The following is a 17,719-nucleotide window of genomic DNA, read 5'->3' as shown; positions in this document are numbered from 1 at the left end:
GGACAACCCTGAAACACTCTTCAGAAAATATCCGCAAGGCCGATGGCTAGGCTGCATGCCGCTTTCCATTCCTGTCCATCGGTGCTTTCCATGTTCAACAAACGCTTGAAGCAGGAGCTGTCGGCTCTTCGCGAAGAACTCTCCAGCCTTCAGCAAGTGAAGGACAGTCTGGAAAGCGAGATGCTGGTCCTGACCCTGGATCCTGATGGACGGATTCAATTGGTCAACCAGAACTTCCTCGGCGAGATGCTCTACAAAAGCAGCGACCTGATCGGCCGGCACATTGAAGACATCGTCCCGCCCCATGTGAAATCGGACGAATTCCACCTCCGCTTCAAGGCTGCGCTGACCCGCCGTGAGCACTTTGCCGGCGCCGTGCGTTTGCTGCGGGGCAATGGCAAGGAAGCCTGGTTGCGTTCGATTGTGCAGCCCGTGTTGTCCTCGGAGGGGCGGATCAAGCACTTCTCGATTTATTCCAGCGACCTGACCCGCACCATCGAGGCGTCCCGCGAGCATGAGAACCTGATCGGCGCGCTGGTGCGTTCGACGGCGGTCATCGAGTTCGATCTCAATGGCAATGTGTTGGCGGCCAACGAGCGGTTCCTCAGCGGCATGGGTTACAGCCTGGCGCAAATCAAGGGCAAACATCACCGTACGTTCTGCGAGCCTGAAGAGTACAACAGCGCGGAATACCAGAACTTCTGGCGCCGCCTGAACGCCGGCGAATTCGTGGCAGGCCGCTTCAAGCGTGTGGACAACCACGGTCGTGTGGTCTGGCTGGAGGCGTCCTACAACCCGGTGGTGGATGCCAACAACACGCTCTACAAAGTGGTGAAATTCGCCACGGTGATTACCGATCAGGTCAATCAGGAGCAGGCGGTCGCCGAAGCGGCCAACATCGCCTACAGCACCTCCCAGCAAACCGATCAAAGCGCTCAGCGTGGAACCGCCGTGGTGACTCAGGCGGTGGACGTAATGCGTGACCTGGCCCGGCACATGCAAACCGCCGGCGAAGGCATCGAAGCGTTGAACGAGCAGTCGCTGGTGATTGGCACCATCGTCAAAACCATCAGCGGCATTGCCGAACAGACCAACCTGCTGGCGCTTAACGCAGCCATCGAAGCGGCGCGCGCCGGTGAACAGGGGCGAGGTTTTGCGGTGGTGGCGGATGAAGTCCGGCAGTTGGCGTCCCGTACCAGCCAGGCCACCGATGAAATCGTTGGCGTGGTACGCCAGAACCAGGACATGGCGCGCAATGCCGTGGCCCTGATGACCGACGGCAAACTTCAGGCTGAACAAGGCCTGGCGCTGGCGGCGGAAGCGGGCACGGTGATCGTCGAGATTCAGGACGGCGCACAGAAAGTGGTGAACGCGGTCGGGCAGTTTGCCAATCAACTGGCGACTTGATAACTGACCTCCTGGTGGAAATCGCTACAATCGGCGTTTTCCCAGGAGCAGCCCTCATGAGCGTTTCTCACCGCCGTCCGGTTCCCTTGTCCAAGGCTTATCGCTTGCTCAATCACGGGCCGACCGTGCTGGTCAGCGCGGCGCATGAAGGCAAGCGCAACATCATGGCCGCGGCCTGGGCCATGCCTTTGGACTTCGAACCGCCGAAAATCGCCGTGGTGCTGGACAAGTCCACCTGGACCCGCCAACTGCTGGAAGCGTCGGGCACCTTCGTGCTGAACGTTCCCTGCGCGGCCCAGGCCGATATCGCCCAGACTGTGGGCTCGACGTCGGGCCTGGAGCTGACTCAGGGCCAGGGCCTGGACAAGTTTCAGGTGTACGGCCTGCAGACGTTCAGTGGCGAGCTGATCGATGCGCCGATGCTTGAAGGTTGCGTCGCCTGGCTGGAGTGCCGACTGCTGCCGGAGCCCAACAACCATCAGCAATACGACCTGTTCCTGGCCGAGGTGATTGCCGCCCAGGCCGATGAGCGCGTGTTCAGCGAAGGCCGTTGGCACTTCGCGGGACACGATGCGCTACGCACCCTGCATCATGTGGCGGGCGGGCATTTCCTGACGATCGGCGAGCCGGTGGACGGCAAGACTCTGCAGCCGTAAACCGGCTGCCTTTTACACCCAGACGTCATTCTGCGCCGTGCGTTCGCCGCCTTCGCTGCCTGTATTCAACACACCCTTGGGCTCGATCAGCAGCAGTTTCACTTCTTGCGCGGCAGAGGGTTTGTGCTCGACACCCTTCGGCACCACATACATTTCCCCCGCGTTCAGCAGGACGTGGCCATCGCGAAAGTCGATGCGCAGCTGCCCCTCGAGCACGATGAAGGTCTCGTCGGTGTCCAGGTGATCGTGCCAGATGAAATCCCCCAGCAGTTTCACCACTTTGAACTGGTAGTCGTTCATCTCGGCGATGACCCGAGGGCTCCAGTGCGAGTCGATCCGGGCGATTTTTTCAGCGAAGTTCAGGCTTTGGTAGGCGTTCATGAAGAATGCTCTCGTGGTTGATCGTGAAGCCACGATAGTCAGCACGGCAGCGGGCTTCTTGTACGATTGTGCGCGCTCAGCGGCGGTGCATTTTCATCCAGCGGGCCGGTGACAGGCCGTATGCCTTGCTGAATTGCCGGGTCATGTGGCTCTGGTCGGTGAAACCGGCGATCAGTGCGGCACTGACCAGAGACTGGCCCTGGATCAGCAGGGCGCGGACCAGGTCCAGGCGACGCATGGTCAGGTATCGATAAGGGCTGGTGCCGAACAGCAGGCGGAAATCCCTCGACAGACTCCAGCGATCCCGACCGCTGTGCTGCGCCAGTTCCTCCAGTGTCACCGTGCGATCCAGGGCGCTGTGGATGAACTCCCGCGCGCGCTCCGCCGCCACGTAGTCGAAGCGTTGGCGTTTACCGGGCGCGCCGGAGACAGTGCTCAATGCCTGCGCCAGATCGAACAGCGCGTCCTGCTCTTCCAGTGGATCGAGGGGGCAATCCAGGCTTCGCAGCAGCACGTCGGTGGCGGCGAACAGGCGTGGGTCGGTCGACAATCCGGTCTTGATGAACGGCAGCGGTTGCCCGCCGAGTATCTGCTGGATCAGCGCCGGCTCGATGTACATCATCCGGTACTTGAAGCCGGCCTCGGTGCCAGCCTCGCCATCGTGGACTTCGTCCGGGTGCAGCACCAGGGTCCCGCCGGGCAGACTGTGGCGCCAGCCGCCGCGGTATTGAAAACTCTGCACGCCGGCCAGGGTCCGGCCGATTGCGTAGGTGTCATGGCGGTGAAGGTCGTAGCCGTGGCCGGCAAAAAATGCCTCGAAACGCTGAACCCCGCCCACGTCGGGGGCGCGATGGAACCAGTCGATGGGAGGCGTGTGCTTGGCCATGGTGTCGTTGTCTTGAGCGCAATGTCGACCACGGTAACCCAGGGACCGGCCACCTGTCTGCTGGCCGACAAAACCCATGGGGCTGGTAGAAAACCGCATACAAATGTAGCAAGGTATCGAGCATTCTCTGCACCCTGTAAGCCATCGAGGCGCGGGTGCGTTTGATCGTTCGTCGAGGTGTCTGGTATGAGCAAACTACGGGTAGGGATTATTTTTGGTGGTCGTTCGGCGGAGCACGAAGTGTCGCTGCAATCGGCGAAAAACATCGTCGATGCGCTGGATCGGTCGCGCTTCGAACCGGTGCTGATCGGTATCGACAAGCAAGGCCATTGGCACCTCAATGATCCATCGAACTTCCTGCTCAACCAGGAAAATCCGGCCCTGATCGCCCTCAACCAGTCCAACCGGGAACTGGCCGTGGTGCCGGGCAAGGCCAGCCAGCAATTGGTCGAAACCTCGAGTCAGGAAATGCTGGGCCACGTCGATGTGATCTTCCCGATCGTGCACGGCACGCTGGGTGAAGACGGTTGCCTGCAAGGCCTGTTGCGCATGGCGGATTTACCCTTTGTCGGCTCCGATGTGCTCGGCTCGGCGGTGTGCATGGACAAGGACATCAGCAAGCGGCTGTTGCGTGACGCCGGGATTGCAGTTACGCCCTTCGTGACCCTGACTCGTGCCAGCGCCGCGCGCACCGGGTTCGCCGAGGTCCAGGCCAAACTCGGTCTGCCGCTGTTCGTGAAGCCGGCGAACCAGGGGTCGTCCGTGGGCGTCAGCAAGGTCAGTGACGAAGCCGAGTACACGGCGGCAGTGGAACTGGCCCTGGGTTTCGATGAAAAAGTATTGATCGAATCCGCCGTCAACGGTCGCGAGATCGAGTGCGCGGTGCTGGGCAACGAAGATGCCATCGCCAGCGGTTGTGGCGAGATCGTGGTGCGCAGCGGCTTCTATTCCTACGACAGCAAATACATCGACGCTCAAGCGGCAGAGGTCGTGGTGCCGGCCAACATCAGCAGCGAGGCCAGTGAGCGCATCCGCGCCTTGGCTGTCGAGGCGTTTCAGGTGCTCGGCTGCTCCGGGCTGGCGCGGGTCGATGTGTTCCTGACCGACAGCGGCGAAGTGCTGATCAACGAAATCAACTCGCTGCCCGGCTTCACCCGAATCAGCATGTACCCCAAGCTCTGGCAAGCCACCGGCATGACTTACAGCGAGCTGGTCAGCCGCTTGATCGATCTGGCGCTGGAGAAGCACAAGGCACGGCAAGCGTTGAAGATCACCCGATAAGCTACTCGGGACTATTCAAACAAGGATTTATGGATGAGCGATAAAACGGAGTACCTGTTTTCCTACGGCACCTTGCAGGACAAAGTCGTGCAACTGGCCAACTTCGGGCGCGAGCTCAGCGGCAGTGCCGATGCGATGCTGGGGTACGAGCAGTCCTGGGTCGAAATCACCGACCCAGAGGTGTTGGCCACCAGCGGCAAGACTCACCATCCGATTCTTCGTCCGGGAAGCGATAGCAGCGTCCCGATTCCCGGCATGGTGTTCCAGATCACACCCGAGGAACTAGCCGCCGCCGACAGTTATGAGGTATCGGATTACAAGCGTGTCAGCGTAGTCCTTCAATCCGGGATTGAAGCGTGGGTGTACGTGAGCGTGTAGTGTGCCTGCGTGATATCCGATGAGCCGGGGAGGGGAGATTTTCAGCGTCGGCCAGTACGCTTCGACCGACGTTTGATCAAGCTTGTTTCATAGGTTTAATCAGGCTCTCTGCTGGTATTCCGAACAGATCATGTAGTTTCCATATCATCGGGAGCGTCAACGCACGCTTGCCATTAAGCACTTCGTAAACCCGGTTTGTCCGGCCAATGGCAGGCGCAAGGTCCGCTGCGGACAGACCTGATTGTTCCATGCGAAATTTTATCGCATCGATTGGATTGGGCAGATCAACTGGAAACTGCTTCGATTCATAAGCTTCGATCAGTGTGATCATGATGTCGAAATAATCCCCTTCAGGCGTGCCAGGCTCTGGCTCATTGTCGAAAAGGGCAGATACAGTCTTGAGGGCTGCGCGGTAGTCCTCGTCGGTGTGAATCGGACGAATGTTCATTGGTTACTCCATCTCGACGGTATCGGCGTCGATTGCGTCGTACTGCTTGTGAGTGCCGACAAATTTTATGTAAACGGCGCCGAAGCGATAAGCCACAGCGACTACCAGCCGAAAGTCATTACCCTTGATGTTGAACACGACTCTACGGCTCTTGAGAATGCTGGCGGTAGCAAAGTGCGCTTTTATGTTCGCAGGTGTTTTCCACTCGGCATTTCTTGCCTCGTCAATCCAAGCTAGTAAGGATTGTTCTGCGTCCGGGTAGCGCTCCCAAAAACTTTTAAGCTGACTAATGGCGATAATTCTCATGGCGTGATCCTAGTCCCGTGGTGGGACTGATGCAAGTCTGTGGAGGTGTGGCCGATGGGAGGTGCGGATTCGACTTTGTACCTAGGTGCTTCGGGTGGCTGAACTGATGCGAAAAATGATCTTTGAACTCTATTGAAGAAGCAGTGGTGTGCAGGTAGGAAAAGTCGGCGCGAGGTAGCCGAACAGGACTCATTACATACAAAAAAGGCCTACCTCCCGGTAAGCCTTTTCCACCCTCTGTAGGAATCAATCCCCCAACGCAGCCCCCTCACGACGAGGATCGGCCCCGCCCGCCAACGAAGCCTTCCCCTGCGCATCCTTCACCCGAACAATCGCCTGGGTGCCGCTGGTCATGTCGATCTCGCTCACGCTGTGCCCTTTGTCCTTCAGCGCCTGAATCAACCCGGCGCTGAACTGACCCTCTTCCAGTTCCGTCGGGCCGTTTCGGCTGCCGAAGTTGGGCAGGCTGATGGCGGCTTGCGGGTCGAGGTTCCAGTCGAGCAGGCCGATGGTGGATTTGGCGACGTATTCGATGATTTGCGAACCGCCCGGCGAGCCGATGGTGGCGAGGAATTCGCCGCTCTGACGGTCGAAAATCAGCGTCGGTGCCATGGACGAGCGGGGGCGTTTGCCGGGTTCGACGCGGTTGGCGACTTTCTGCCCGTTTTCTTCGGGGATGAACGAGAAGTCGGTCATCTGATTGTTGAGCAGAAAACCCTGAACCATCACGTGCGAGCCAAACGCGGATTCGACGGTGGTGGTCATGGACACCGCGCCACCTTCGTCATCGACCGCGACCACTTGCGAGGTCGAGATGCGCAGCGGTGAACGGTCCGGTGCATAGGCGATCTTGATGCCCGGCGGGGTGCCGGGTTTGGCTATGCCCATGCTGCGGTCACCGATCAGGGCGGCGCGGCTGGCCAGGTAGCTCGGGTCCACCAGGCCTTTGACAGGGACGGGAACGAAGTCGGCGTCGGCCAGATAGAGCGCGCGGTCGGCGTAGGCCAGGCGCTCGGCTTCGGCAATCAGGTGCACGGCTTCTGGCGTCGGCTCGGTGCCGGCGGGTTTGTCGGTCTTGACCGGTTTCATTGAGGCCAAGGCAAAACGCTGGTCGCGTACTTCCAGCGCCTGGAGTGTGCCGAGGATCTGCGCCACGGCGATCCCGCCCGACGACGGCGGCGGCATGCCGCAGACCTGCCAGCGTTTGTAGTCGGTGCATAGCGGCGCGCGTTCCTTGGCCGTATAGCCTTGGAGATCGTTCAGCGACAGACTGCCAGGGTTGGCGTGGCCCTGAACCTTGGCGACGATTTCTTGCGCAACCGGCCCTTTGTACAACGCATCGGGACCTTCTGTGGCGATGCGTTTGAGTACGGCGGCCAGTGCCGGGTTTTTCAGCTGAGTGCCGGCGGCTTTCGGGCTGCCATCGGCATTCAGGAAGTACGCCATCATGTCAGGCGAGCGACGCATGGAGGAATCTGAAGCGATCAGCTGATGCAAGCGCGGCGAGATGGCGAAACCTTGCTCCGCGAGTCGGATGGCCGGTTCGAACAGTTGCGCCCATGGCAGACGACCGTGTTTCTGATGTGCCAGCTCAAGCGCTCGCAACACACCGGGCGTGCCCACTGAGCGCCCCCCAATCTGCGCCTGGGTGAAGGCCATCGGTTTGCCGTCGGCTTGTAGGAAAAGCTTCTCCGTGGCGCCGGCCGGTGCGGTTTCGCGACCGTCGTAAGTGCGCACGTTCTTGCCATCCCACAACACAATGAACGTGCCGCCGCCGATGCCCGAGGATTGAGGTTCCACCAGCGTCAACACCGCTTGCATGGCAATCGCGGCATCCACCGCCGAGCCGCCCTGACGCAGCATCTCGCGCCCGGCCTCGGCCGCCAGAGGGTTGGCTGCCGCCGCCATGTGTTTCGAGGCGTGCCGGGTTTGCAGGTCGGTGCGATAACCCGAGGCGACTTCCGGCGCGATCGGCAATGTCGACGTGGGCGGGGCGTTGCACGCTGCAAGGGTTAGCGCGGTGGCGATCAGCGAAAAGGCTGACAGGCGATAGCGGCTCAAGCGGAAGGCTGAGAACACGTTGGGCACTCCGTCCGTGGGAAAAGATCAGGGGACTTTATCGGCCGACAGGGCGTGGTGCAAACCACGGATGACAGCCAAGACGCTTTTACCCTTCATGAGTTGACGGATTTTCTGTAGGGTCGAGGGCATCAGACGGGTCAGAAAATCAACAAGAGGCAGCCATGCAGACCGAGTTTCCCACCCAGCCGAGTTATCGCACTCAGCGTGAGCAATTCCTCGCCGCAGCGACTGCGGCCGGAGCGACGTTGACTGAATATCCGCATCCCCTCAAAGGACCTTTCGGTGAACCCTTGAGCACCGATGTGGCGGTGTTGGGTGATCCAGGTGCCAAGCGATTGCTGATTGCGTTGAGCGGCACCCATGGGGTGGAAGGTTTCTATGGCTCGGGATGCCAGATCAAGTGGATGCAGGAGTTGGGCAAGCGTTCACTGCCGGCCGATGTCGCGGTGGTGATGATCCACCTGATCAATCCCTGGGGCACCGCATGGCTGCGTCGGGTCAACGAAGACAACATCGATCTGAACCGCAATCACCTGAACTTCGAACGTCCGCTGCCGGACAATCAGGCTTATGCAACGCTGCATGACATCTATGCGTTCACTGAGTTGCGGGGGCCCGAACGTGAGCGCGCCGACGCCTTGCTCGACGGACAGATTCGCGAACACGGCTGGCCAGCGGTGATGTCGATCGTCGAGGGCGGCCAGCACAGTCATCCCGATGGCCTGTTTTATGGCGGCCTGGCGCCGAGCTGGTCGAATCGCACGCTGCACGAAATCCTGCAAACGCATGTTGCCCACGCCGAGGTCGCGATGTGTTTCGATTAGCACACCGGCGCTGGCGAGTACGGTCATCCGATGTTGCTGACCATCACCGAGGCGGCTTATCCGGCGCTACCCGATGCGCAGGCCATTTATGGACCCTGGCTCTACACGTTGCTGACCGGTGCCGACACCTTGAGCGAAACCGGCGTGGCGGCCACCGCGACGGGCTACACCTCGCAGGCACTGATCAATGCGCTGCCGCAGGTCAAACTGATGCCGTTCGTGATCGAGTGCGGGACGTATCCGGGGCCGGACGTTCATCGTCATTTGCGCGATGACCACTGGCTGCATCTGCACGGCAATCCAAGTGATGCGGTGGGGCGCGAGATCAAGCTGAATCTGCTGGAGCAGTTCTATCCTGCCGACAGCGACTGGCAGGCGATGGTCTGGCTGCGGACGTGGCAGATTTGGGAGCGCGCGTTATCGGCGTTGCCGACGGTTCGTTCTTGAAGTGCTGTTCGGGGCACTTTTCGCGAGGCATAAAAAAACGGCCTACCTTTCGGTAAGCCGTTTTTAGTACTTGGTGGCTACACAGGGACTTGAACCCCGGACCCCAGCATTATGAATGCTATGCTCTAACCAACTGAGCTATGTAGCCAAGTGGCGCGCATTATTCACCGGTAATGCAGATGCGTCAAGCGTAAATCCAAAATATTTCTCTACGCTTTCAACCGCTTATCCACCTGAGCCGAATATTCGGGCCGGGTGAGGGCGTCAACTGAGCTGAAATCTCCCGGTATTGGCACTCAAGGCCTTGCTGCCCTGGCTCAAGGTGTCCGCCGCCAGGTTCACCGCCCGCGCGCCTTCGAGCAACCTTACCGCGGCCTGATCGACCTGCTGGATGTTGCCGCTGACTTCATCGGCGGTGCTGGCCTGTTCCTCAACCGCCGTGGCGATCTGCGCCAGGGTGTCGGTAACGCCTTGCACCGCGTGGGCAATTTCCCCGAGGCGTTCGCCCAGGCCGGTGACCGACTGGGCATCACTTTGCGCTTGGCTACAGGCCGCTTCCATCAGGCTGACCGCCTCATTCACCGTGCTGCGCAGACTGTCGACAGTGCCGGCGATCTGCGCGGTGGAGGACTGAGTGCGTTGCGAGAGGCTGCGCACTTCATCCGCCACCACCGCAAAGCCGCGACCCTGTTCGCCCGCGCGAGCCGCCTCGATCGCCGCGTTGAGCGCCAGCAGATTAGTCTGCTCGGCCACGCCGCGAATGGTGTCGACCACCAATTGGATCTGCTGGCCTTGTTCGCTGACCCGGCCGAGTGCCGCCGCCGTGTCGTTCAAGCGCTGGTTGAGCTGCTGAATACTCGCCGTGGTGCGTTGGCTGTCGCGGCTGCTATCGGCCGCAATGCGTTGGGTGTGTTGAGCGCTGCCGGACGCCTGTTCGCAACTCTGGGCGACACCCTGAGAGGTCGCGGCCAACTGCGTGGCCGCAGCGGCGATCTGGCTGATCTGCAATTGCTGCGCTTCAACTTCGCCCAAGGCGCCGCTGGAGTGATGGTTGAGGGTGCGCACCGCGTTGCTCACCTGCAAGGTTTCGTGATCGACCCCCAGCAAACTGTTGCGCAGCTGCACCACGGCGACATTCAGGGCGGTGCTGATGGCCGCCAGCTCGTCGCGCCCCTGCACCGGCACTTGCAGGCTTAGGTTGCCGTCGCGCAATGCTTCGGCCAGCAGGGTGATGCCGCTGGCGCTGCGCCGGATCGAGGCCTGCAAGCAGATGAACAGGTACAGCGCGGCCAGCAGCAGGCAGCCAAAGATCGTCGCCACCAGAATAAACTGGCGGATCGCCGAGCCATGGTAGTAATCCAGGCGTTGATCCAGCGAAACCAATGACTGCTGGCGCAGCGAGGCGAGGTCGGTGAGCAGGCTGTCGAGGCTGCGCTCGAATTCTTCCGGCTTGAGCTTGATGCTGCCGCCGAAGACGCCGTCATCGAGGACTTTCAGTTCAGCGTCGAGATGCTTGAGGCTGTCGTGGTATTGCCCGGCCCAGCTTTGCAACGCGCTGGGCAGGCGTGCTTCCAGCAGGCTGGCGGTTTTCGCCAGCTGTTCCCGGGCATCGCCGATACGACTGCGCAAATCGCGCAATTGCAGACGGCTTTGCAGGGTGAACTGCCCGGACACCACCGATGCCTGACCGACGCTGGCCAGGCGGCCAACCCGCTCAATCAGGTCCGGCGCATGCTGTGTCGAGATTTGCGTCAGCAGGTAGGTTTCCAGCCACGGCGCGAGGGTCAGGCGATTGTCCATGGCGATCTGCTCGCGCAGGGCTTGCAGTGCACTCAAGGCATTGGTGAAACGATCGTAGCCATCCGGCCACCAACCAACGCTGCTCAGGCTTTTCGAGTCGAGGCCGTTGAGGGCGGTTTGCAGCGCCTGATAACGGGTCAGGGTGTCGCCCTCGGCGCCTTCGGTTTTCAGCGCATCACCGAGGTCCGAGGTGGCTTGGGCGACGGCGGGTTGAACCGCATCGAACCCAGCCATCGCGGCAAGGGTTGCAGGCGTTGGCTGGCGATTGGTTTCCGTCGCACGCCAGCGGGCGGCGCGGTCGCGTTGGGCGGCGAGCAGGTTATCGAGCGCATCCAGGGCGAGCAGTTGCCGAACACCGGCACGTTCGCCGGAGATCAAGTTAAGTTTGGCGCGATAGTCCTGACCAATCATCACCAGGCTGCCTGCCAGCGGCAGGATAAACAGCAGAAACAACAACTGAAATTTGCGTGCGAAGCCAAAACGCCCCAGCAATCCGATCCCCGGTGATAAAAAAGCCTGCATGCCCCATGACTCCTCTGGACACCACGCACCATTGGCGTGCGTCGGGGTCGTTGCGACCGCGACTTGTGCCCTTTTAAAAGGCCTCGAAAGTTCACCCTTGTCAGCTCTGTAGGCCGACTCTGTAGCGAAACTTCCCATTCTCGGTCCCCTTTGTAAGGGGCCGCGTTGAAGCGGATTAACAAGGCAAGATTCAGACCATGGCGTTGCGCTATCACCTTCTTGGCGATGAGTGTCTAGGTCGTTAGCAGGCTAAGGGGATGGCGCTGTCGCACTGAAAAATGGCACATTGACGCACCTGCCTGCGTGCACCCATCTGCTGTACGGAAATTCTCATGGCTATCAGCAATGTTCAGACCGGCACGACGTCGGCACCCGCGACTTCACAAAGCAGCCCTCTGGTCATGCGCATCATTGGCGCGGTGGCGCTGGCGCATTTGATCAATGATCTGATCCAGTCGGTTCTACCGTCGATTTATCCGATGTTGAAAGCCAACTATGGCCTGACATTTACCCAGGTTGGATTGATCACTTTGACGTTCCAGCTGACGGCTTCGCTGTTGCAGCCATGGGTCGGTTACCACACCGATCGCCATCCCAAGCCCTGGCTGCTACCGGCGGGAACCGTCTGCACGCTGATCGGTATTTTGATGATGTCGGTGGTCAGTACTTTTCCGCTGATTCTGCTGGCGGCGGGGTTGATTGGCATCGGCTCGTCGACCTTTCACCCGGAAGCTTCTCGCGTGGCTCGACTGGCCTCGGGCGGGCGATTCGGTCTGGCGCAATCGACCTTTCAGGTCGGAGGCAATGCCGGCTCGGCCTTCGGCCCGTTGCTGGCAGCGGCGATCATCATTCCCTTCGGCCAGGGCCATGTGGCGTGGTTTGGATTGTTCGCCGTGTTTGCGTTGTTCGTGCTCTATCGGATCAGCCGCTGGTACGCCAACCACTTAAACCTGTTCAAGCTCAAACAAGGTCAGGCGGCGACGCACGGCCTGTCGAAACGCCGGGTGATCAGCGCGCTGGTGGTGCTCGGGCTGCTGGTGTTCTCCAAGTATTTCTACATGGCCAGTTTCACCAGCTACTTCACCTTCTACCTGATCGAGAAGTTCGACCTGTCGGTGGCCAGTTCGCAGCTGCATCTGTTCCTGTTCCTGGGCGCCGTGGCGGCGGGGACGTTCTTCGGTGGGCCGATTGGCGACAAGATCGGGCGGAAGGCGGTGATCTGGTTCTCGATCCTTGGCGTGGCGCCGTTCACGCTGATCCTGCCTCACGTTGATCTGTTCTGGACCAGCATTCTGAGCGTGCTGATCGGCTTTATCCTCGCGTCAGCCTTTTCGGCCATTGTGGTGTACGCACAGGAGCTGGTGCCGGGCAATGTCGGGATGATTGCCGGGGTGTTCTTCGGATTGATGTTCGGTTTTGGCGGGATTGGCGCGGCGTTGCTCGGGCATCTGGCGGATGTCCACGGCATCGAATACGTGTACTTCCTGTGCTCGTTCCTGCCATTGTTTGGCGTACTGGCGATCTTCCTGCCAAGAACCAAAAAGGCGTAGCACCGCTCCACCTGTAGGAGCGTGGCTTGCCCGCCAAGGCCATTACGCGGTTTGCCAGGAACACCGCGTCATCGTTCTTCGCGGGCAAGCCTCGCTCCTGCAGGATTAGGTCTCGCCCGGATTTCAGGCACAAAAAAGCCGCGTATTAAACGCGGCTTTTTCTTGTTCGGCTGCTTTTACACGTTGAAACGGAAGTGCATCACGTCGCCGTCTTTAACGATGTAGTCCTTGCCTTCCAGGCGCCATTTACCGGCTTCTTTAGCGCCGGCTTCGCCCTTGTACTGGATGAAGTCGTCATAGGCGATGACTTCGGCACGGATGAAGCCTTTTTCGAAGTCGGTGTGGATCACGCCAGCGGCTTGTGGCGCGGTAGCACCTACGCGGACGGTCCAGGCGCGGACTTCTTCGACACCGGCGGTGAAGTAGGTCTGCAGGTGCAGCATTTCGTAGCCGGCGCGGATCACGCGGTTCAGGCCAGGCTCTTCGAGGCCCAGGGCTTCGAGGAACATGTCTTTCTCTTCGCCGTCTTCGAGTTCGGCGATTTCGGCTTCGATCTTGTTGCAGACCGGAACCACCATGGCGCCTTCTTCTTCGGCGATGGCCTTGACGATGTCCAGCAGCGGGTTGTTCTCGAAACCGTCTTCAGCGACGTTGGCGATGTACATGACCGGCTTGGTGGTCAGCAGGTGGAAGCCACGAATCACCGCTTTATCGTCGGCGCCCATGTTCTTCATCAGCGTGCGCGCTGGCTTGCCGAGGGTGAAGTGAGCGATCAGTTGCTCCAGCAGACCTTTCTGGACCACGGCGTCCTTGTCACCACCCTTGGCGTTACGGGCAACTTTCTGCAGTTGCTTCTCGCAGCTGTCGAGGTCGGCGAAGATCAGTTCCAGGTCGATGATTTCGATGTCGCGTTTCGGGTCGACGCTGTTGGAGACGTGAATCACGTTTTCGTCTTCGAAGCAGCGGACCACGTGAGCGATAGCATCGGTCTCGCGGATGTTGGCGAGGAACTTGTTGCCCAGGCCTTCACCTTTCGAGGCACCGGCCACCAGGCCCGCGATGTCGACGAATTCCATGGTGGTTGGCAAGATGCGCTTTGGATTGACAATGGCCGCCAGGGCTTCCAGGCGTGGATCCGGCATCGGCACGATACCGGTGTTCGGCTCGATGGTGCAGAAGGGGAAGTTCTCGGCCGCGATCCCGGATTTGGTTAGGGCGTTGAATAGGGTGGACTTGCCGACGTTAGGCAGGCCGACGATGCCGCAATTGAATCCCATGGTGTTTTCCCCGAGGAGTGAGTCAGGCCTTCTGGCTGTGCAGGTTTTTCATCGCGCGGTTCCATTCACCGGCGAGGATATCCGGCAGCACGCCGAGGGCAAAGTCGATGCTGGCATCGAGTTTTTCCTGTTCGGCGCGTGGCGCACGACCCAGGACGAAATTTGAAACCATACTGGCAACGCCCGGGTGGCCAATGCCAAGCCGCAAGCGGTAAAAGGTATTCTGATTGCCCAGTTGCGCGATGATGTCGCGCAACCCGTTGTGACCGCCATGGCCGCCGCCCTGTTTGAGCTTGGCAACGCCAGGTGGCAGGTCGAGTTCGTCATGCGCCACCAGGATTTCTTCAGGCGTAATGCGGAAGAAGCCGGCAAGTGCCGCGACGGCCTGGCCGCTGCGGTTCATGTAGGTGGTGGGAATCAGCAGACGAACATCCTGACCCTGATGCGAATAGCGCCCGGTCAGGCCGAAATATTTGCGATCGGCCACAAGGTTGACGCCTTGCGCGTTCGCGATGCGCTCAACAAAAAGGGCCCCTGCGTTATGCCGGGTCTGTTCGTATTCAGCGCCTGGATTTCCCAGGCCAACGATCAGTTTGATGGCAGTCACGATAGGGGCCCTTCTTTGGAGTGGTGGATAACATCGCCGCAATCAGTGTGTGCGGCGAAAGTGGACGAAAAGTGCTCATTTACCATTATGTAAACTCCGCGTTCTCGCCCGCTTTCTCGCTACGTTCCAGTCCGCGATGTTACTTGATCACTCCGGCATGACAGAGTGAATTACTCTGCTTCGCCTTCTTCAGTAGCTTCTGGAGCAACACGTGGAGCGTGGACGTTGGCAACAGCCTTGTCATCGCCGTGTGCCAGAGCAACAAACTCAACGCCTTTAGGGGCTTTGAGGTCGGACAGGTGAATGATCGAACCGATTTCGGCGTTAGCCAGGTCGACTTCGATGAATTCAGGCAGGTCTTTTGGCAGGCAGGTCACTTCGATTTCCGAAACAACGTGCGAAACTTCGCCGCCTTTCTTGATCGGGGCTTCTTCGCCAACAAAGTGTACAGGCACGATAGCGGTCAGTTTCTGGCCAGCTACAACGCGCACGAAGTCAGCGTGCAGTACGTGGCCTTTGGCCGGGTGACGCTGCAGAGCCTTGATGATTACGTTTTGCTTGGTGCCGCCAACGTTCAGCTCGATGATGTGGCTGTAAGCCGCTTCGTTTTCGAGCAGTTTGGCAACTTCTTTAGCCAGCATGCTGATGGATTCAGGGGCTTTTTCGCCACCGTAAACTACAGCTGGAACCAGGCTTGCGAGACGACGCAGGCGGCGGCTCGCACCTTTCCCCAGGTCGGAACGCACTTCAGCATTCAGAGTAAATTCGTTCATTTTGTATCTCCAAAATAACCACATTCGCCCCAGCGGTTGCGACCAGCGCTAAAGGCGATATGGGCAAAAAAGCCCCGCCCCGGCAGGAATGCCGGGGCGGGGCGCTTTTCGTCAGCGAGACAGTCGAGAAGGGCAGGGCCCTTAACGGAACATCGCGCTGATCGATTCTTCATTGCTGATGCGGCGGACCGCCTCGGCAACGACCGGCGCGATATCCAGTTGACGGATACGCGTGCAGGCTTGAGCAGCAGCGGACAACGGGATGGTGTTAGTCACCACCAGTTCGTCCAGCATGGAATTTTCAATGTTTTCGATCGCCCGACCGGACAGCACAGGGTGTGTGCAGTAGGCGAAAACCTTGGCGGCGCCATGCTCTTTCAGGGCCTTGGCCGCGTGGCACAGAGTGCCGGCGGTATCGACCATGTCATCGACCAGAATACAGGTACGCCCTTCGACATCACCGATGATATGCATCACTTCAGAGTGATTGGCTTTCTCACGGCGTTTGTCGATGATCCCGAGATCCACGCCCAGGGATTTGGCAACAGCACGTGCACGCACGACGCCGCCAATGTCCGGGGACACGATCATCAGGTTTTCGAAGCGCTGATCTTCAATGTCATCCACCAGAACCGGGGAGCCGTAGATGTTATCTACCGGAATATCGAAGAAACCCTGGATTTGGTCAGCATGCAGATCAACCGTGAGAACACGGTCGATGCCGACTACGGTAAGCATGTCAGCAACGACTTTCGCGCTGATAGCCACACGTGCGGAACGCGGACGGCGATCCTGACGGGCATAACCAAAGTAAGGAATAACAGCAGTGATACGAGTAGCCGAGGAGCGGCGGAAGGCATCAGCCATCACTACCAGTTCCATCAGGTTATCGTTGGTCGGAGCGCAAGTCGGCTGAATAATGAAAACATCTTTACCGCGGACGTTTTCATTGATCTCGGCAGTAATTTCGCCGTCGGAGAACTTACCGACAGAGATGTCACCGAGAGGGATATGCAGCTGACGTACAACACGCCGAGCCAGATCGGGGTTAGCGTTCCCCGTAAAGACCATCATCTTGGACACGCGCAGTACCTGAAGGCTGAGGGTAACCTGGATGAGTATAGGAAAATGGCAGGGGCGGCTGGATTCGAACCAACGCATGGCAGGATCAAAACCTGCTGCCTTACCGCTTGGCGACGCCCCTGTATCTGTTGCAACGATTACCCAGTAATCGATTCCTTTAGAGCAGATTTTGTAGCTTGCGATGCAACATCGAAACGTTGCTTCCTTTTGCTACAAACCCTGTAAGGGTCTCTGTAAGAAGGGCCGAGACTTTATCAGCTTCAGCTTTGCTTGGGAAGCCCCCAAACACACAACTTCCAGTTCCGGTGAGTTTTGCTTCGGTAAATTTACCTAACAAATTCAATGCGTTACGTACATCTGGATAACGCCTTGCTACCACCGGTAAGCAGTCATTTCGACTGTTTCCCTTGGGAACGGGGCGCACTTTAATGGGAGAAGAGTTACGTGTCAACAACGGATCTGAAAAAATTTCTGCTGTACTTACAGATACTTGCGGCACAAGCACGAGATACCACGGTTCTTCGGGGTCTACAGGGGTGAGTTTCTCCCCTACGCCCTCGGCGAAAGCCGCGTGCCCACGCACGAAAACCGGGACGTCGGCACCCAGTGTCAGGCCCAGCACGGCCAGTCGATCCTCATCCCAACCCAGTTGCCAGAGATGATTGAGGCCGAGCAAAGTCGTCGCGGCATTTGAACTGCCGCCACCGATTCCACCGCCCATGGGCAGGATTTTTTCGATCCAGATATCGATGCCGAGCGAACAACCGGATTGCTCCTGAAGTTTTTTCGCGGCTTTGACGATCAGGTTGCTGTCGTGAGGAACGCCATCGAATTCGGTGTGCAACCGAATCACACCGTCGTCACGAACGGCAAACGTGATTTCATCGCCGTAATCGAGAAACTGAAAAATCGTCTGCAACTCGTGATAACCGTCTTCACGGCGGCCGAGAATGTGCAGCATCAGATTGAGTTTGGCCGGGGAGGGCAGCGTCAAGCGCGCAACGGTCATGT

Annotated in this window: 16 protein-coding genes, 2 tRNA genes and 2 pseudogenes; 7 read left to right on the top strand and 13 right to left on the bottom strand. The window is 59.2% G+C overall.

Translation table 11 applies throughout. The features are described from left to right. Positions 1-42: 42 nt before the first annotated feature. The 3 genes and pseudogenes from FHL16_RS35070 to FHL16_RS19635 all read left to right on the top strand — a co-directional run. Positions 43-867 (top strand): annotated as a pseudogene (locus FHL16_RS35070) (PAS domain-containing protein); the annotation flags it as partial. After that, positions 847-1,407 (top strand): methyl-accepting chemotaxis protein, encoded by a 561-nt coding sequence (locus FHL16_RS35065; RefSeq protein ID WP_370655159.1) that lies wholly within the window; start codon positions 847-849, stop codon positions 1,405-1,407. The pseudogene FHL16_RS35070 and the gene FHL16_RS35065, both read left to right, overlap by 21 nt. 56 nt (positions 1,408-1,463) lie before the next feature. Next, positions 1,464-2,063 (top strand): flavin reductase family protein, encoded by a 600-nt coding sequence (locus FHL16_RS19635; RefSeq protein WP_077749024.1) that lies wholly within the window; start codon positions 1,464-1,466, stop codon positions 2,061-2,063. A gap of 12 nt (positions 2,064-2,075) precedes the next feature. Here FHL16_RS19635 and FHL16_RS19630 read toward each other — a convergent pair whose 3' ends face one another. Continuing rightward, positions 2,076-2,444, bottom strand: a complete 369-nt coding sequence (locus tag FHL16_RS19630) for a cupin domain-containing protein (RefSeq protein WP_077749023.1) — start codon at positions 2,442-2,444, stop codon at positions 2,076-2,078. A 76-nt stretch (positions 2,445-2,520) separates the two neighbouring features. Then, a complete protein-coding gene (locus tag FHL16_RS19625; protein WP_077749037.1) occupies positions 2,521-3,330 on the bottom strand; it encodes an AraC family transcriptional regulator in 810 nt (269 codons plus the stop codon). Positions 3,331-3,516: 186 nt separating this feature from the next. On the opposite strand from FHL16_RS19625, the gene ddlA reads away from it, so the two are divergent. After that, on the top strand, positions 3,517-4,611 hold the full coding sequence (gene ddlA / locus FHL16_RS19620) for a D-alanine--D-alanine ligase (protein WP_010458310.1): 1,095 nt from the start codon (positions 3,517-3,519) through the stop codon (positions 4,609-4,611). 33 nt (positions 4,612-4,644) lie between these two features. After that, a complete protein-coding gene (locus FHL16_RS19615) occupies positions 4,645-4,989 on the top strand; it encodes a gamma-glutamylcyclotransferase family protein (protein ID WP_010458309.1) in 345 nt (114 codons plus the stop codon). Between the two features lie 76 nt (positions 4,990-5,065). Here FHL16_RS19615 and FHL16_RS19610 read toward each other — a convergent pair whose 3' ends face one another. The 3 genes from FHL16_RS19610 to ggt form a co-directional block, all read right to left on the bottom strand. Further along, on the bottom strand, positions 5,066-5,437 hold the full coding sequence (locus FHL16_RS19610) for a helix-turn-helix domain-containing protein (RefSeq protein ID WP_077749022.1): 372 nt from the start codon (positions 5,435-5,437) through the stop codon (positions 5,066-5,068). A 3-nt stretch (positions 5,438-5,440) separates the two neighbouring features. Beyond that, complete coding sequence (locus tag FHL16_RS19605) at positions 5,441-5,743, bottom strand: type II toxin-antitoxin system HigB family toxin (protein WP_077749021.1); 303 nt, start codon at positions 5,741-5,743, stop codon at positions 5,441-5,443. 246 nt (positions 5,744-5,989) lie between these two features. Beyond that, positions 5,990-7,822 carry a gamma-glutamyltransferase gene (gene ggt, locus FHL16_RS19600; RefSeq protein WP_077749020.1) on the bottom strand — a complete coding sequence of 611 codons (1,833 nt, stop codon included), beginning with the start codon at positions 7,820-7,822 and terminating at the stop codon, positions 5,990-5,992. Positions 7,823-7,986: 164 nt separating this feature from the next. Here ggt and FHL16_RS19595 point away from each other — a divergent pair. After that, positions 7,987-9,096 (top strand): annotated as a pseudogene (locus FHL16_RS19595) (DUF2817 domain-containing protein). A gap of 71 nt (positions 9,097-9,167) precedes the next feature. On the opposite strand, the gene FHL16_RS19590 reads toward FHL16_RS19595, so the two are convergent. Further along, positions 9,168-9,244: transfer RNA gene (locus tag FHL16_RS19590), tRNA-Met, on the bottom strand. 116 nt (positions 9,245-9,360) lie between these two features. Then, positions 9,361-11,418: a methyl-accepting chemotaxis protein gene (locus FHL16_RS19585; protein ID WP_077749019.1), complete on the bottom strand. Its 2,058-nt coding sequence runs from the start codon at positions 11,416-11,418 to the stop codon at positions 9,361-9,363. 332 nt (positions 11,419-11,750) lie between these two features. Between FHL16_RS19585 and FHL16_RS19580 the strand changes: the two genes are divergently transcribed. Then, a complete protein-coding gene (locus FHL16_RS19580; RefSeq protein ID WP_010458290.1) occupies positions 11,751-12,968 on the top strand; it encodes an MFS transporter in 1,218 nt (405 codons plus the stop codon). A gap of 176 nt (positions 12,969-13,144) precedes the next feature. Here FHL16_RS19580 and ychF read toward each other — a convergent pair whose 3' ends face one another. From ychF to ispE, 6 genes are all read right to left on the bottom strand, one after another. Next, on the bottom strand, positions 13,145-14,245 hold the full coding sequence (ychF, locus tag FHL16_RS19575) for a redox-regulated ATPase YchF (RefSeq protein ID WP_010458288.1): 1,101 nt from the start codon (positions 14,243-14,245) through the stop codon (positions 13,145-13,147). A 22-nt stretch (positions 14,246-14,267) separates the two neighbouring features. Then, positions 14,268-14,852: an aminoacyl-tRNA hydrolase gene (gene pth / locus FHL16_RS19570; protein WP_010458286.1), complete on the bottom strand. Its 585-nt coding sequence runs from the start codon at positions 14,850-14,852 to the stop codon at positions 14,268-14,270. 170 nt (positions 14,853-15,022) lie between these two features. Then, on the bottom strand, positions 15,023-15,625 hold the full coding sequence (locus tag FHL16_RS19565) for a 50S ribosomal protein L25/general stress protein Ctc (RefSeq protein ID WP_010458284.1): 603 nt from the start codon (positions 15,623-15,625) through the stop codon (positions 15,023-15,025). A gap of 141 nt (positions 15,626-15,766) precedes the next feature. Next, positions 15,767-16,708 (bottom strand): ribose-phosphate pyrophosphokinase, encoded by a 942-nt coding sequence (locus tag FHL16_RS19560; RefSeq protein WP_010458281.1) that lies wholly within the window; start codon positions 16,706-16,708, stop codon positions 15,767-15,769. Between the two features lie 46 nt (positions 16,709-16,754). After that, positions 16,755-16,829 (bottom strand) — tRNA-Gln (locus FHL16_RS19555). Between the two features lie 36 nt (positions 16,830-16,865). Then, positions 16,866-17,717, bottom strand: coding sequence for a 4-(cytidine 5'-diphospho)-2-C-methyl-D-erythritol kinase (gene ispE / locus FHL16_RS19550; RefSeq protein WP_010458280.1), 852 nt, complete (start codon positions 17,715-17,717; stop codon positions 16,866-16,868). Positions 17,718-17,719 lie beyond the last annotated feature (2 nt).

The organism is Pseudomonas sp. FSL W5-0299 (assembly GCF_005930655.1).
GTDB classification, from domain to species: Bacteria; Pseudomonadota; Gammaproteobacteria; order Pseudomonadales; family Pseudomonadaceae; genus Aquipseudomonas; species Aquipseudomonas mandelii.
Note: the sequence above shows the minus strand (reverse complement) of the source record. Positions and strands in the feature narration are given on the sequence as shown.